The following is a 14,083-nucleotide window of genomic DNA, read 5'->3' as shown; positions in this document are numbered from 1 at the left end:
CCCTCGGCGGACGCACGCCGCGCTAGCCCAGGGCGGCTTGTCGTTCGCGCAGCTGACGCTTGGTTCGACCCAGCATGGCGGTCATGCCACGCAGCCGGAGCGGCGAAACGGCCTGGGTGAGGCCGATCGACTGCGGATAGTCATCCGGAACGGCCAGGACCTCGTCGACGCTGAGGCCGTCAAGGCCCTGGGCGAGGATCGAGGCGAAGCCACGGGTGGTGGGCGACTCCGCCGGCGCCGTGGCATAGAGATGCACAGAGCGGTCGTCATCCACCTCGACGAAAATGAACACCGGCGACTGGCACTCCACGACACGTTCGAACAGGTCGGGATGGTCCCGGTACTTCTCGGGAAGGTCCGGTAGCTCGTTGGAGAACTCCAGCAGCAGCATCAGGCGATCCGGTTGTTCGAGCGCGAGGAAGTCCTCGCGGATCTCGGCAAGCTGGCTGGGAAGGTCGACGGTGCTCATCGGGGTGCCGGGGCGGTTCCGGGGGCTGTGCCCTGCACGATCGGGACCCGCACCGCGCTGCCCCACTCGGTCCAGGAGCCGTCGTAGTTGCGCACGTTCTCGAGTCCGAGCAGGTGGGTCAGCACGAACCAGGTGTGGCTGGATCGCTCGCCGATGCGGCAGTAGGCGATCACGGGCTCGTCGCCGGTGAGCCCGGCCTCGTCGCGGTAGATGGCGTCGAGCTCGGCACGGGGCCGGAAGGTGGCGTCCTCGGCCGCGGCGCGGGCCCACGGCACCGACACCGCCGAAGGGATGTGGCCGGCCCGGAGGGATCCCTCCTCGGGGTAGGCGGGCGCTGTGGTGCGTTCGCCGCTGTATTCCTCCGGCGAGCGCACGTCGATGAGCGGGTGGCCGAAGTGGGCGAGTACGTCGTCCTTGAACGCGCGGATGGGCGCGTCTGCCCGCTCGACGACGGGGTATTCGGTAGGTTCGGCCGCCTCACGGTCCGTGCTCAGCTCGCGGCCCTCGGCGATCCACTTCGCCCGGCCGCCGTCGAGCAGGCGCACGTCGTCGTGGCCGAACAGGGTGAACACCCAGAGCGCGTATGCCGCCCACCAGTTGCTCTTGTCTCCGTAAATCACCACGGTGCTGTCGCGGCTGATTCCCTTGCGGCCCAGCAGGGCGGCGAAGCCGGCCCCGTCGATGTAGTCGCGCTCCACGGGGTCGTTGAGGTCGGTGTGCCAGTCGATCTTGACGGCACCGGGAATGTGGCCGGTCTCGTACAGGATCACGTCTTCGTCGGATTCGACCACGACCAAACCGGGGTCGCCGAGGTGCGCCTGCAGCCAGTCGGTTGACACCAGGCGTTCGGGATGCGCGTACGCCGCGAACGTGGCTGACGGATCTGTTTCGACGGTCATGGTTTCCTCCCGGAGGGCTCGTGAACCTGGACGACGGCGCGGCCCTGGTGTGCGTGCATTTAGGCTGGTGGACAACCTGCGCGCAGGTCTCCAAGGTACAAGGCAGAACCCCACACCGAAATTCCACCAGGATGTCGGGGACAGACAGGAACCGGATGTCAAACATGGTCAGTGCGACCCAAAAGTTGCCCCTTCGACTCGTCGACAGGTCGCCATCTATAACCGGTGCGGAGATCGTCTCGGAGCTGGTGCCGCCACCGCAATTCGAACACGCCTCATTCGACTCCTACCGCCCTGACCTGGACTATCCCTCCCAGCTCGAGGCGGTGGAGCGGCTGAACGCCTTCGCAGCGTGGCGGGCCCGACCGGGCGGTTTCTTCTCCCGCACCCGCAAAGCCAAGGCCGAGTTGCCCGGCATCTACCTCGACGGCGGCTTCGGCGTGGGCAAGACCCACCTCCTGGCGGCGCTCTGGCACGGTGCACCCGGTCCCAAGTACTTCGGCACCTTCATCGAGTACACGGCGCTGGTCGGCGCCCTGGGCTATGCCGAGACCGTGACCCAGCTCTCCGGCGCGAAGCTCATCTGCATCGACGAGTTCGAGCTCGACGATCCGGGGGACACCATGCTGATGACTCGGCTGCTGGGCGAGCTGATCGCCTCCGGCACCCGGGTCGCCGCCACCTCGAACACCCCGCCGAACTCGCTCGGCGAGGGCCGGTTCGCGGCGGCAGACTTCCTCCGGGAGATTCAGGCCATGTCCGCGAACTTCGAGACAGTGCGCATCGACGGCCTCGACTACCGCCGCCGGGATGCGTCCGGGCATGCCGAGGCCGTTCTGCCCGAGGAGTTCGACCGCCTGAACGAGGCACTCGTCGAGCGGGGCTCCAGGGTGACCTGTGACGATTTCGGTGCGCTGATGCGCCATCTCAGCACCGTGCATCCGTCGAAGTACATCAAGATGATCGCCGACGTCGACGTAATCGCTCTGCGCAACGTCTACCTGCTCACCGACCAGACCGATGCGTTGCGCCTCGTGGCCTTCATCGACCGGGTCTACGATGCCGAGATCCCGATCATCGCCAGCGGACTGCCGCTCCACGACGTCTTCGATGCCGAGATGCTGGAGGGCGGCTACCGCAAGAAGTATCAACGCTCCCAGTCCCGGATGGTGGCTCTCACCACGGGCGAGCTGCCGCCGCACGCGGAGTGAGCGGGCTGCAGCGAAACACGCTCTTAACGTTCTCACCGATTGCGTAACCTCCCCGAAACATGCCGGTGCGGCTGGTGAAACGTCTGGGTCGGAGACTGAGTGGCGTACCCGGGACTGCCCGGCGCACTCGTCTGCGGCTTTCGCGGTACACCCGGTCAACTCGAGAGGTGTGAGGACAGATGATGGACACTGGCAGCATTGCATGGGGGTTGACGGCAACCGCGCTGGTTCTGTTCATGACTCCAGGAGTCGCGTTCTTCTACGGCGGCCTGGTCAAGGCCAAGAGCGTCGTCAGCATGATGATGATGAGCTTCGGCGCACTCGGGCTGATCACCGTCCTCTGGATCCTGTACGGATTCAACATGAGCGTGGTCGACGGAGCCAGCCACTTCGCGGGCAACCCGTTCAGCGACTTCGGACTCGGCTCGCTGGCCACGGGTGAGACCGGCAATCTCGATCTCCTCGGCGCCACCTACGGGGCGACCTTCGCGATCATCACTGTCGCCCTGATCTCCGGAGCCGTGGCCGACCGTGCCAAGTTCGGTTCCTGGATGATCTTCGCCGGTGTCTGGGCCACCCTGGTCTATTTCCCGGTCGCGGCCTGGGTCTGGGGCGGCGGCTGGATCATGAGCCTCGGCGAGGGGCTCGGCCTGCCCGGCGTCATCGACTACGCCGGCGGTACCGCCGTGCACATCAACGCCGGCGCTGCTGCCCTGGCCCTTGCCCTCGTCCTCGGCAAGCGCATCGGCTTCCAAAAGGGCATCACCAAGCCGCACAACGTTCCGCTGGTCTGCTCGGTGCCTCGATCCTGTGGTTCGGCTGGTTCGGCTTCAACGCCGGGGCCGAGTGGCTGAACGGCCTCGCCAATGTCGGCCTGATCGTGGTCAACACCCTCGGTGCGACCGCCGCCGCCATCCTCGGCTGGCTCATCGTCGAGAAGATCAAGGACGGCAAGGCGACCTCGGTCGGCGCCGCGTCCGGTGCCGTCGCCGGCCTCGTCGCCATCACGCCGGGCTGCGCCAACCTCGAACCCGGTTGGGCCCTCCTCCTCGGTGTCGTCGCCGGTGCCGTCTGCGCCATGGCCATCGAGATGAAGTTCACCTTCGGCTTCGATGACTCGCTCGACGTCGTGGGCATCCACCTCGTCGGTGGCCTCATCGGCACCCTGTATCTGGGCTTCTTCGCGATCGGCACCGGCCTCTTCGTCGGTGGCGACCTCGGCCAGCTCGCCGTCCAGGCCATCGCGGCCTTCGCGGTCCTCATTTACTCGTTCGTCGTCGCCTACCTGCTCGGTCTCGCCATCGAAAAGACCATCGGCTTCCGGGTCAAGAATGAAGACGAAGTTGCCGGCATCGACACCTCGGTGCACGGCGAAGAGGGCTACGCCCTCGCCACTGTCTAACGCTTGGACGACAGACCACTGAGGCAGCAGAGCTGAGGCATCTGGGGGACCGGGCGGTGGGGTAGTGTTCGGGTGTGTTCCGCACCCGGCAGCTCCTCACCGCCCTTCGGTCTGCCCTCTTCGGCGCCCGGACCGTCGGAGTGCCGCGCACGGGAACCGCCCCCGGCCAATCCGGTCCTGACGCCACGATCGAGCTCGATCCGACGACGGTGCGACGCGCGGGCTGGGGCTACGCGCCCGAAACCGACGGCGCCCTGGACCCGGGCGAGATCGTCTGGACGTGGGTTCCCTACGAGGAACTGGACGGTAGGGGTAAGGACCGGCCGGTGGTGGTCATGGCGACTCTGTCCGAGGGCAACATGCTGGCGGTGCAGCTGACGAGCACTGACCGTTCAGGCAACGCAGACTACCTGCCGCTCGGTGAGGGGCCGTGGGATCCCGCACGGCGGCCGAGCTGGGCGGGGCTCGCCCGGGTGTTCCAGGTACGCCAGGGCGGGGTCCGCCGTGAAGGAACCGTCGTGGATGCCGCACGGTACCGGATGATCGAGCGGGCGCTGCGGACTCGGTACGGCTGGCGCTGACCGCGCTCGGTGTTGCGCCACTGAGCCGGGGCCGCCCCTTGACCAGGGCCGGCCACCGCGGCATTATCACCTCACTGGCGGTGACCCGAACACCGCGAGAACTCCGTCAAGGTCCCGGTTCGCCGGGGCCTTGACGGGGTAGCCATGTCCCACGCAGCTGCTGCGCCGCAATCCCTGTCGCCGCGGCTGATGTTGTGGCTGACGTAGCGCGATGGATGCAAATCGAGGACGTTTCCCGATGGCCCCCCCACTCACTCCGGTCCCGCCTCTGAATCCGGTCCCGCCCCGCACTCCGGCAGCTCCAACCGCGTCGGTCGCGTCAAGCCTCTCCACGGCACTGTCCTTGGCTGTCGACCTCGCGATACCGCAGGCCTCCTCGTTGCCCGCCGGGCTCGCTGCCGAACCGGCGTGGTACCTGCACCGCCCGCGACTGGATTCCGTGCTTGAGCGGCTCACCGGGCCTGATGCCAGGGTCCTCGTCCTCTGGGACTCCGCGGGGTCCGGCAAAACAACACTGATGGCGGGCTGGGCGCGGCGGCTCAGAGCTGAAACCCAGACTGTGCGGTGGTTCAACGGTGCTGCGCTCCGCGACGCCAGGGACCCTGACGAGATCCGGCAGCGGCTGCTGGCGGGCGGGGACGGACCTGACGCCTCGGGGCCGGGCCGGACGTTCGTGTTCGTCGACGACCTGCACCTTGCCGAGCGGCCGTCGTCCCCGAACCGCACGAATCTTGACGGCATCCTCGAGGCGCTGGTCGATATGTCCCCGGGCGTCCGCATCGTCGTGTCCGGCCGTCACCGGCCCGTGGCGGGGATAGCACCCCTGGAGGCCGCCGGTGTGCTCATCGAGTGCGCCGGCGACAGCCTGGCCTTCACACTCGAGGAGACCTTCAACCTGGCTGCGCAGCACCACATCGACCTGCCCGCCGAGGATGGTGCCATCCTCAGGCGCCGGACCGGAGGCTGGGCGACCGGCCTTGCGCTCGCTCTCACCTGGCGAGAATCCGAGGGAGCCGCACTGGACCTCAGGCGCTTCGACGGCGACAACCCGGCGGTGGCGGACTATCTCGCGGCAGAGGTGGTCACGGGTCTCGACACCGGCGATCGGGAGGTCCTGTTGGCGTCAGCGCTGAGCGAGGTGGTGCCCCTCGACCTGGCGGTGGCCGTGACAGAGCGCGCCGATGCCGGCGAGGTGCTCGAGCGGCTGGCCCGCCACAACATGCTGATCGGGCGGGAGCCTGCTGCGCCGGGCGGGGCCGGCTACCGATACCACCCGATCCTGCTCGCCTACCTGCAGGGAGAGGGACGCAGGTTGGCCGCCGGCGCCGCGACCGCCAGGCATCTCCTGGCCTGTCAGTGGTTCGCGGACCGGGCCTGCGCGCCGGCAGCGGTGGAGCAGTCGCTTGTGGCGCACGATCCAGAACTCGTGGGCGCGTTGCTCGAACGGTTCGGCCTCGTATTGGTCTTATCCGGTGCGACGGATCTTGTGGGTCGCGCCCTGGACGAGATCGAGGGCCGCGTGGTGTCCACCGCAACGCTGTGCCTGCGGCTACTCCTCGAGCCCCCGTACGTCCCGGCCCGGCGGCGGGTGCAGCAACTCCTGGTGGCCGCCGCTGCGGCCGCCCGGGACTTTCCCGAGCACGACCGCACCGATGCGACCTCGACTCGATGGACGTTTGTGGTCGCCATTCTGCAGGCGTTCCACGCCACTGAGCGGCCCGACATCGAGAACCGCTTGGCAGCCCTGCAGGGCGGTGTGCCATCGGCGGCGCGACAGGTCCTGGCCGTCGACCTGTTGGCCGCAACGGCCCAGGGCCGCTGCCGGGACAAGCTCGGTGAGCCCGGTCCGGCGGAGGACATTCTCAGAGAGGTTGCGGACTCGGCCAGGGACGTTGGTTTGGACTGGTTGTTCCTCTTGGCCTGTGACCTGGCGGCGACGGCGGCGGGGCATGCCGGTAACTGGGTGCACGTGGCGATGCTCGAAGGCCAGATGGCCACGACGGCGTCAGAGATGGGAGCTCTCGTGGGAGCCGAGCGGCCCGTCGACCACGCCGCCGGCAGGGCGCTGCTCTACGCGATAATTCACCGGTACGAAGCCTGCCAGCCGGTCGACCCGGTAGCTCTCGAGGCCTTGGCAGCAAGCGAGGACAGGGGCTCCGATGCCGGCATCAGCGTACCCGCAGAGGTGCTGTTGCTCTTGAGCCAGCTGGACAATGCGGCACGGTCACGCCAGGCCCTCGACAGGCTGATGCTCCTGATGCGTGAGGTCGGCTCTGAGCATCCGCGAGCCCTCAGCCTGTGCTGCATACCGTTGATCGAGCTGAGCGGCGCACTCGACGGACGGCTGGAAACCCAGTTGCTTGTTCGCCTGATCGAACGGGCGCTGGGGGAGGACTCTCTGGAGTCGATGCTGATCAGGTTCCTCCTCGTCCCACCCACCAGGGCCGGCCACCCCGCTGAGGAACGGCTCCGCGGGGCGGCTCTCGAGGAACGCACCGCATGGCGCGGTGCGACGATCGTCAGCGCCTGGATAGCCCTGGCCCACGTGGCGGATGTGTCTGGCCGACACGTCGAGGCGGACGCCCGGCTGCTTCGAGCCCTGCGGCTCGCGAGCAGGATCGGCTGTGAACGGGCGTTCCTGGCCGTCGGTGGGCAGGGCACCGCTCTCATCCGCGGTCGCCTCGGCCGACTCGGTGATCTCGACGACTTCGCCCGGCACATTCTCCGCGCCGCTGACGCGCTGCACCTGCACGAGCGTCCGCCCGCGCTCGACCACGGCCGGAACAGTCCTGCGCTCACCCAACGAGAGCGAGAGATCCTGCGGGAGCTGCCGTTCCACCAGTCCGTGGCCGACATCGCGGGCAAGCGCAACGTCAGCCCCAACACCGTGAAGACCCACCTGCGCAACATTTACCAGAAGCTCGAGGCCACGAACCGGGCGGACGCGGTGGCGATCGCCCAGGATCGCGGGCTGCTCTGACCGGGTCAGGTCCAGATTCACCCTTTCCGGGTGACTCGACCCCGCGGGTGCACGGCGACACTGAGCCCGAACCGGGTGGCGGTGCGCCTGCCCGCAGGTCTGACGAAGGGACACCCGATGGCGGAATTCACGTACGGACCCGTGGAGATTCTCCTGATCTCCTTTGACGGCGAAAGGCCCGGTGCCCCTCTGAGTGAGGCACTGCGAGCCCTGATCGATGAGAAAACCGTCACCCTCCTCGACCTGATCTTCGTCTCTCGCAGCGTCGAGGGCGACCTGCGGATCGTCGAGGTGGAGGATCTGCCCGAGAAGGCGCAATTGCCGGACCTGGCACTGGGCGAACTCGGCCTCGCCGGACTGGACGATGTCGAGGAACTCGCGGTGGACCTGCCGCCTGGTACCTCAGCCGCGGTCCTGGTCGTGGAACTGACCTGGGCCCGGCACTTCGCTTCCGTCCTGTCGGCATCGGGGGGAGCGGTGCTCCATCAGGAGCGGATTCCCGCGGCCGTCGTGAACGCGGTACTCGACGCCGCGGTTTGACCTCGCCGACACCGGATCCGCACACCCGACCAGAACCATCGACGCGTTCAACCACGAACAGTCAGTCACGAACAGTCAGCCACGAACCGTAAGGACCAGATCATGTCACCACTTCGACGGGGTCGCCCCGGACTCCTGGGCATGGCCGCGCGCACAGCGGTCGTCGCCGGCACCGCCACAGCCGTGAGCGGCAATGTGCAGCGGCGGCAACAGGGCAGGGCCCAGGATGCCCAGGCACAGGCCGATGCCCAAGCCCAGGCCGAGTACGACGCCCAGCAGCAGCAGCCGCAGCAGGCAGCTGCGCCAGCGGCCTCGGGAGATTCCGCCCTGCTCGACCAGCTGAACCAGCTGTCCCAACTCCACAATGCCGGGGTGCTCAGTGACACTGAGTTCACGGCGGCGAAGGCAAAATTGCTGGCCTGAGAAGACAATCGACCCTTCTGACCCCGCACGCCGGGGCGCGGGAGCGCTAGCCTACGTGGAGGGAGCGGGGCCCTTCTGGCTGCGCGACGTGATGTTCGCCTGGCGCGGACCGGAAGGTACACATGTTAGAACTCCTCAGTCCGATTATCGGTATCGTCTTCCTCGTCATTGTGGTGGGTGTGATCGTGCTCGTCTACGCCCGCTCGGTGTACAAGAACGCCGGGCCGGACGAAGCCCTCGTCATCACCGGCAAGAAGTCCAAGAAGACCATCGTCGACGGCGCCACGCTCGAGGAATCCGGCCAGCGGGTGGTGCACGGCCAGGGCGTGTTCATCACCCCCTTCTTCCAGAAGGCGTTCAAGATCAGCCTGCGCAGCCGGGCCATCGAGATCACGGCCGTCGCCCAGGACCGCAACGGAATCACTCTCACCGTCGAAGCCGTCGCGATCGTCAAGGTCGGCGACGACCCGACCGCGATCCGCGCCGCTGCCCAGCGCTTCACCGGCCAGGACAAGAACATCGACAACTTCGCCCAGGAGGTGCTCAGCGGTTCCCTGCGTTCCTCGATCGGCGCCACCGACGTGATGACCATCATCCAGAAGCGTGATGAGCTCGGCACGTCGGTGCTCGCCACCGCCCGGGAATCCCTCGCCAACCAGGGCGTCGACGTCGACTCGTTCGAGATCAAGGGCATCACCGACGCGAACGACTACATCCGCGACCTGGGTCGTGCCGAACAGGCCAAGGTGCGCCGTCAGGCCGAGGTGGCCGAGCACCAGGCCAACCGCGAAGCGCAGGAAGCGTCGATCATCGCCGAACAGGCCGTGGCCGAAGCCCAGAACACCCTGGCGCTGCGCAAGGCGGCGCTCCAGCTCGACACCGACAAGGCCTCCGCCGAGGCTGCTGCGGCCAAGCCGCTGGCCGAGGCGAAGGCCCAGCAGAACATCGTTCAGGAGCAGGAGCTGACCGCCAAGCGTCGCGCCAGCCTGCGAAAGGCCGAGCTTGACTCCGAGGTCAACGCCGTGGCCGACGCCGACGCATACCGCGTGCGGGTCTCCGCCGCCGCAGCCGCCGAGGCCCGGGTCGCGGCGGCCAACGCCGACCGCGACAGCCGGGTGGCGTCCGCCGAGGCCATCCGGGCCGAGGGTCAGGCCAACGCCGATGCGATCCTGGCCCGCGGTTCGGCAGAGGCCGAGGCTACCCGCCTCAGCGCCCAGGCCGTGGCCGAGCAGTCCGAGGCGCTCATCCAGTTGCGCCTTGTCGAGATGCTGCCGAAGATCGCGCACGAGCTGGCCGCCCCGATGGGCAACATCGACCAGCTCACGGTGATCTCCACCGACGGTGCCAGCCAGCTCAGCAAGAACGTCGCCTCCGGCTTCTCCGAGGTCGACGCCGTGCTCAACTCCACCATGGGCGTGGGCATCAAGGACCTGCTCGGCGGCCTGATCGGTGGAACTGCTGCCGGTACGGCCCTGGCGAAGGCCCAGGCCGGCGACGGGTTTGTGCCCGCGCAGGTGCCGGTTTCTGCCGACGCTGACACCGTTCACAGCGGCACGGTTCACAGCGGCGCCGTTCACACCGACGCCGTTTAGCCACCCCGTGTCAGAACCCTGGCCGATCACGGCCGTCGCCCCGCCGCTGGTCGGCCGGGCGACGGCCAGCCAGCGCTGGTCGGATCTGGTTTTCCTGCATTGGCGGGTCGACGCCGACCAGGTGGCGCCGCTGCTCCCGGACGGCCTCCGGCCCGACGTGTACGACGGCTCCAGCTGGGTCGGCCTGATCCCGTTCGTCCTGGACCGAGCGACGGTGTTCGGCAGTGCGCCGATCCCGTACTTCGGCGCGTTCGTCGAGGTGAATGTGCGTCTCTACGCGGTCGACGACCGCGGGCGGCGGGGTGTGGTGTTCGTGTCGCTCGAGGCGTCCAGGCTCGCCGCCGTGCTGGCCGCCCGCGCGCTCTTCGCGCTGCCCTACATGTGGTCACGCACACGGGTGGAAGTGGAGGCCGGCGAGTACCGCTACTCGTCCACCCGCCACCTCGCCGCGCACGCGCACACTCAGATCGTCGTGCGCTCGACGGGTCATCCGGTCGTAGACGATCCGCTGGCCGACTTCCTCACCGCGCGCTGGGCGCTGTTCACCCGGGTGCGCGGCCGCACCATCCGGCTGCGCAACCACCACCAGCCGTGGCGGCTGTTCACGGCGCAGCTGATCTCACTGCACGACAGCCTGCTTTCGGTGGCCGGTTTCCCGGGGCTGGCAGGATCCCGGGCACCTGATTCGGTGCTCTACTCACCCGGAATCACGACCTGGTTCGGCACCAGGGACTGACCGGCCGCGAGAGCGACCACAGCGTCCCGTTGGACGAGCCGACGTGGACGTTATCGGCTCTGTCCTTCCCGAGCCGGTGTGTGCTCTGGATGAACCCCGTGTCGGCGATCGCCGAGCACCGAGTCGCTGTTGCTGGCCTCGTTGGCGGCCGAGAACGGACTGCGGTAGGCCGTCACGGCGCTCTCCACCTCCGCCGCTATGAGGTCGGAGTTGATCATCGTGGCAACGCCGAGTCCGGCGGCGGCGGACACGACGACCTGCGCCATCAGGTTGGTGGCGTTGCCGGCCGCCCAGACTCCGGGCACCACGGCACCATCGTTGAGTACGCGCCCGGTCTCGTCGCTGTCCAACTGGGTTCCAACGCCGAGCGGATGCGGTGTCGAGGCCAGCCCGAGTCCGTCGAGGAAGTCGGTGCGAGCCGTGAACATCGGGGCGACCACGAGCGCCTGCAGGGGGAACAGGCGACCGCTGGCCAGGCGAACCCCGGCCAGGGCGTCGTCCCGCACGTCGAGACCCGCAACCGGGCCGATCACGACGCTCACGCCGCGGGCGGCGAGTTGCTCCCACTCTGCATCGGTCGGTCCGTGCTGCTCCGAAATCGTGCCGTCGGTGTCGATCATGTCCCCGTGCAGGAACAGGGTGATGTTCCTGCTCCACTGGCGAAAGAGCAGCGCCTGGTGAACCGACTTCGGCCCGGTGCCGAGGATGCCGATGGTCTGATCCCTGACCTCCCAGCCATGGCAGTACGGGCAGTGCAGTACGTCCCGTCCCCACCGCTCGGCGACGCCGGGAACATCGGGAAGCTCATCGACGAGCCCGGTCGCCACCAGCAGGCGGCGCCCCGACACCGTGCTGCCGTCATCGAGGGTCACCGTGAAGCCCTGCGCCGAGCGTCGGCTGTTGACGGCCCGGCCCATGATGAATTCAGCGCCGTACGAGCGGGCCTCGTCCTGGCCGAGGCGCACCAGCTCGGCGGGGCGCAGGCCGTCGCGGGTGAGGAAGCTGTGCACGCCGTCGGCGGGCGCGTTTCGTGGATGTCCGTCATCGACGACGATCACCGAACGTCGTGCCCGCCCGAGCACAACTGCGGCGCTGAGTCCGGCCGCTCCACCGCCGATGATGACGACGTCGTGTGTCTGTGTCTGTGAAAGTGTCTGCGGATGTGGAAGACGGGGGATAGAGGGAGGCGTGCCGTTGCTGGTCATATGACCATGCTGAAGCGCCGCTCCAAGATTGACAAACAGAATTGCCGAATTAGCAAGTGCCCGCTGCTGCGCGTCCTCCGAGACGGTTGGGGGAGCGCTAGAAGGTCGGTGGATCTTCAGGCCGGTTGTTCGCCTGTGGCCGGGCCGGTGCTGCCGGTCGTTCGAGAGCCGGTGGCGGGGTGGGTGGTGGTCCGAGGGTGGTTTCGGGGTAGGTGCGGTGGGTTTCCCCGGCCGGGGAGGTCCACACGAGCACCCCGCCGGGTTCGTGCACCACGGTCCACAGGGTGTGGTGTTTGAGGCGGTGGTGGGCGCGGCAGAGGTGGGCCAGGTTGTGGTAGTCGGTGGGTCCGCCGTGTTCCCACGCGGTGGTGTGGTCGATATCCCTGCGGGAGGCGGGTCTGGTGCAGCCCGGGAAGCGGCAGGTTCCACGGAAACCGGGGCAGTGCTCTCGGTCGGTAAGGATCAAGTACCGGGTCCCGACCGACACACGTCGGTGGTTGGGGTTACGGGACCGCCAGCACCGGCGGCGGCATCCGTAGCAGCGTGATGGTCACCGTCCCGGTCTTCACCCTGGGCGACGCCGTCCAGGACCAGGTCGGCCATGGCGTCGGCGCAGATCTGGCCGATCGTGCGCCGCCCCCTCTCGGGAATCGATGGGTCCTGCCGCTCCTGGTTCTGGGTGGCTTGGGCGATGCTGGTCAACCGAAGCAGGGCACAGATCAGGGCACGGAGATGAAGTGCTGCACGTCGGGGAAGGGGTCGTAAAAGCTGTGCAGCAGAGCTTTCCAGTCGGCGTATTCAGGGGAGCGCCTGAACCCCTCGGTGTGGTCCTCCAAGCGTTCCCAGTCCACCAGCAGCAGGAAGGACGTTGGATCCTCAACCGATCTGGACAGGCTGAGCCCACGGAAACCGGGCATCGACTCGATGAGCGGCCGAGCCGTCTGGAACGCAGCAAGGAAGGCGTCTTCACGGCCGGTTCGCACGGGCAGGATGGCGTGTTCTCTGATCACCCGTTGACACTATCCCGGCTGGCGGCCCGGCCCTGCGGGTACCATCGAGTCCCATGAGCAGCAACACGACGGCCGACGCCGCCAGACCGAGCACAAGCCCCAGTGCGGGCACCAGCACCAGCACCGTTCTCGGCGGCGAACACTATGCGGCGGACTTGGTCGCCGCGGTACGCGCGGCGACGGTAGCGGCGGCACTGGCCGCCCAAGTCTGGTTCGGACGCGGTGACAAGAATGCGGCGGATGCCGCGGCAGTCGCCGCCATGCGCGCCGAACTGCTGCCGGCGCCATTCGCCGGGTACGTGGTGATCGGGGAGGGGGAGAAGGACGAAGCCCCGATGCTGGCCAACGGCGAGGAACTCGGCTCCGGCGACGGACCGGCCTGCGACATTGCCGTCGACCCGCTCGACGGCACTCGACTCGTGCAGGAAGGGCTGCCTGGATCCGTCTGTGTCATCGCCCTTGCTCCACGCGGCACGCTGTTCGATCCCCGGGACGTGTTCTACATGGACAAGCTCATCTCCTCGGCGCCGGCCCGCGGCATCCTCGACCTTCGGGCCACCCCGAGCCAGAACGTGCGCCGGCTGGCCGAAGCGCTCGGGAAGCCGATGACCGAGATCACCGTAGCGGTGCTCGACAAACCGCGGCACGTGCGCCTGGTGGCCGAACTGCGCGGGGTCGGTGCACGGGTCGTGCTCGCGGGGGAGGGCGACGTGTCCGCCGCGATCGACGCTGCCACACCCGGTGGGCGAATCGATCTGGCCATGGGGATCGGCGGCACGCCCGAGGGGGTTCTCACCGCCTGCGCGATTCGAGCATTGGGCGGATTCATGGAGGCCCGGCTCGCCCCCCAAAGCGATGACCAACTGCGCCTGGCCCTGGCCGCCGGGCACGATCTCCAGCGGGTATTGACCCTCGACGACCTCGTGGCCAGCGACAGAGTGCTGTTCGCGTCGACACCCGTGGGTTCTGGGGAGTCAAGCTAGGGCGGGGCCGCGCCGGACAAACGCTGAGTCCACCGCACCGGCCAGCCTGTTC

14 protein-coding genes and 1 pseudogene are annotated in these 14,083 nt (G+C 68.1%); 9 read left to right on the top strand and 6 right to left on the bottom strand.

The genetic code is table 11. The features are described from left to right. Nucleotides 1-22: 22 nt before the first annotated feature. Together RCH12_RS01380 and RCH12_RS01375 are read right to left on the bottom strand one after the other, a co-directional pair. A complete protein-coding gene (locus RCH12_RS01380; protein WP_088456336.1) occupies nt 23-469 on the bottom strand; it encodes a SufE family protein in 447 nt (148 codons plus the stop codon). After that, nucleotides 466-1,368: a sulfurtransferase gene (locus tag RCH12_RS01375; RefSeq protein WP_327015817.1), complete on the bottom strand. Its 903-nt coding sequence runs from the start codon at nt 1,366-1,368 to the stop codon at nt 466-468. The genes RCH12_RS01380 and RCH12_RS01375 overlap by 4 nt, the downstream gene beginning before the upstream one ends. 164 nt (nt 1,369-1,532) lie before the next feature. Here RCH12_RS01375 and zapE point away from each other — a divergent pair, with 164 nt between their 5' ends. From zapE to RCH12_RS01335, 8 genes and pseudogenes are all read left to right on the top strand, one after another. Next, a complete protein-coding gene (gene zapE, locus RCH12_RS01370) occupies nt 1,533-2,579 on the top strand; it encodes a cell division protein ZapE (protein WP_442784545.1) in 1,047 nt (348 codons plus the stop codon). Nucleotides 2,580-2,761: 182 nt separating this feature from the next. After that, nucleotides 2,762-3,981, top strand: a pseudogene (locus RCH12_RS01365) (ammonium transporter). A gap of 74 nt (nt 3,982-4,055) precedes the next feature. After that, complete coding sequence (locus tag RCH12_RS01360; RefSeq protein ID WP_327015815.1) at nt 4,056-4,562, top strand: type II toxin-antitoxin system PemK/MazF family toxin; 507 nt, start codon at nt 4,056-4,058, stop codon at nt 4,560-4,562. 343 nt (nt 4,563-4,905) lie between these two features. Continuing rightward, on the top strand, nt 4,906-7,542 hold the full coding sequence (locus tag RCH12_RS01355; RefSeq protein ID WP_327015814.1) for a LuxR C-terminal-related transcriptional regulator: 2,637 nt from the start codon (nt 4,906-4,908) through the stop codon (nt 7,540-7,542). A 117-nt stretch (nt 7,543-7,659) separates the two neighbouring features. Further along, complete coding sequence (locus tag RCH12_RS01350; protein WP_103431931.1) at nt 7,660-8,082, top strand: DUF6325 family protein; 423 nt, start codon at nt 7,660-7,662, stop codon at nt 8,080-8,082. Between the two features lie 102 nt (nt 8,083-8,184). Continuing rightward, nucleotides 8,185-8,505: an SHOCT domain-containing protein gene (locus tag RCH12_RS01345; protein WP_103431930.1), complete on the top strand. Its 321-nt coding sequence runs from the start codon at nt 8,185-8,187 to the stop codon at nt 8,503-8,505. Between the two features lie 122 nt (nt 8,506-8,627). Next, nucleotides 8,628-10,097: a flotillin family protein gene (locus tag RCH12_RS01340; RefSeq protein WP_103431929.1), complete on the top strand. Its 1,470-nt coding sequence runs from the start codon at nt 8,628-8,630 to the stop codon at nt 10,095-10,097. Between the two features lie 7 nt (nt 10,098-10,104). Next, entirely contained in the window at nt 10,105-10,833 is a 729-nt protein-coding gene (locus RCH12_RS01335; protein ID WP_327015813.1) for a YqjF family protein, read from the top strand. Nucleotides 10,834-10,883: 50 nt separating this feature from the next. Here the strand turns inward: RCH12_RS01335 and RCH12_RS01330 are convergent, their stop codons facing one another. The 4 genes from RCH12_RS01330 to RCH12_RS01315 all read right to left on the bottom strand — a co-directional run bounded on the left by RCH12_RS01330 (nt 10,884) and on the right by RCH12_RS01315 (nt 13,048). Next, nucleotides 10,884-12,038 carry an NAD(P)/FAD-dependent oxidoreductase gene (locus RCH12_RS01330; RefSeq protein ID WP_327015812.1) on the bottom strand — a complete coding sequence of 385 codons (1,155 nt, stop codon included), beginning with the start codon at nt 12,036-12,038 and terminating at the stop codon, nt 10,884-10,886. Nucleotides 12,039-12,135: 97 nt separating this feature from the next. Then, nucleotides 12,136-12,504: an HNH endonuclease signature motif containing protein gene (locus RCH12_RS01325; RefSeq protein WP_442784542.1), complete on the bottom strand. Its 369-nt coding sequence runs from the start codon at nt 12,502-12,504 to the stop codon at nt 12,136-12,138. Continuing rightward, on the bottom strand, nt 12,501-12,740 hold the full coding sequence (locus RCH12_RS01320) for a hypothetical protein (protein ID WP_327015811.1): 240 nt from the start codon (nt 12,738-12,740) through the stop codon (nt 12,501-12,503). Before RCH12_RS01320 ends, RCH12_RS01325 begins: the two co-directional genes overlap by 4 nt. A gap of 17 nt (nt 12,741-12,757) precedes the next feature. Further along, entirely contained in the window at nt 12,758-13,048 is a 291-nt protein-coding gene (locus RCH12_RS01315; RefSeq protein ID WP_103431925.1) for an antibiotic biosynthesis monooxygenase family protein, read from the bottom strand. A 53-nt stretch (nt 13,049-13,101) separates the two neighbouring features. On the opposite strand from RCH12_RS01315, the gene glpX reads away from it, so the two are divergent. Then, the gene (gene glpX / locus RCH12_RS01310; protein WP_327015810.1) at nt 13,102-14,031 is read left to right on the top strand and encodes a class II fructose-bisphosphatase; all 930 of its coding nucleotides are present in this window, start codon (nt 13,102-13,104) and stop codon (nt 14,029-14,031) included. Nucleotides 14,032-14,083 lie beyond the last annotated feature (52 nt).

Origin of the sequence: Cryobacterium sp. MP_3.1 (assembly GCF_035984795.1) — a bacterium.
Taxonomy (GTDB): domain Bacteria; phylum Actinomycetota; class Actinomycetes; order Actinomycetales; family Microbacteriaceae; genus Cryobacterium; species Cryobacterium zongtaii.
This window is presented reverse-complemented; position numbering and strand designations above follow the sequence as displayed.

Bases quoted from the DNA above. Each gene is read 5' to 3' on its own strand.
- RCH12_RS01380 (WP_088456336.1), bottom strand. From the start codon at position 469: ATGAGCACCGTCGACCTTCCCAGCCAGCTTGCCGAGATCCGCGAGGAC.
- RCH12_RS01375 (WP_327015817.1), bottom strand. From the start codon at position 1,368: ATGACCGTCGAAACAGATCCGTCAGCCACGTTCGCGGCGTACGCGCAT.
- zapE (WP_442784545.1), top strand. From the start codon at position 1,533: ATGGTCAGTGCGACCCAAAAGTTGCCCCTTCGACTCGTCGACAGGTCG.
- RCH12_RS01350 (WP_103431931.1), top strand. From the start codon at position 7,660: ATGGCGGAATTCACGTACGGACCCGTGGAGATTCTCCTGATCTCCTTT.
- RCH12_RS01345 (WP_103431930.1), top strand. From the start codon at position 8,185: ATGTCACCACTTCGACGGGGTCGCCCCGGACTCCTGGGCATGGCCGCG.
- RCH12_RS01340 (WP_103431929.1), top strand. From the start codon at position 8,628: ATGTTAGAACTCCTCAGTCCGATTATCGGTATCGTCTTCCTCGTCATT.
- RCH12_RS01330 (WP_327015812.1), bottom strand. From the start codon at position 12,038: ATGACCAGCAACGGCACGCCTCCCTCTATCCCCCGTCTTCCACATCCG.
- glpX (WP_327015810.1), top strand. From the start codon at position 13,102: ATGAGCAGCAACACGACGGCCGACGCCGCCAGACCGAGCACAAGCCCC.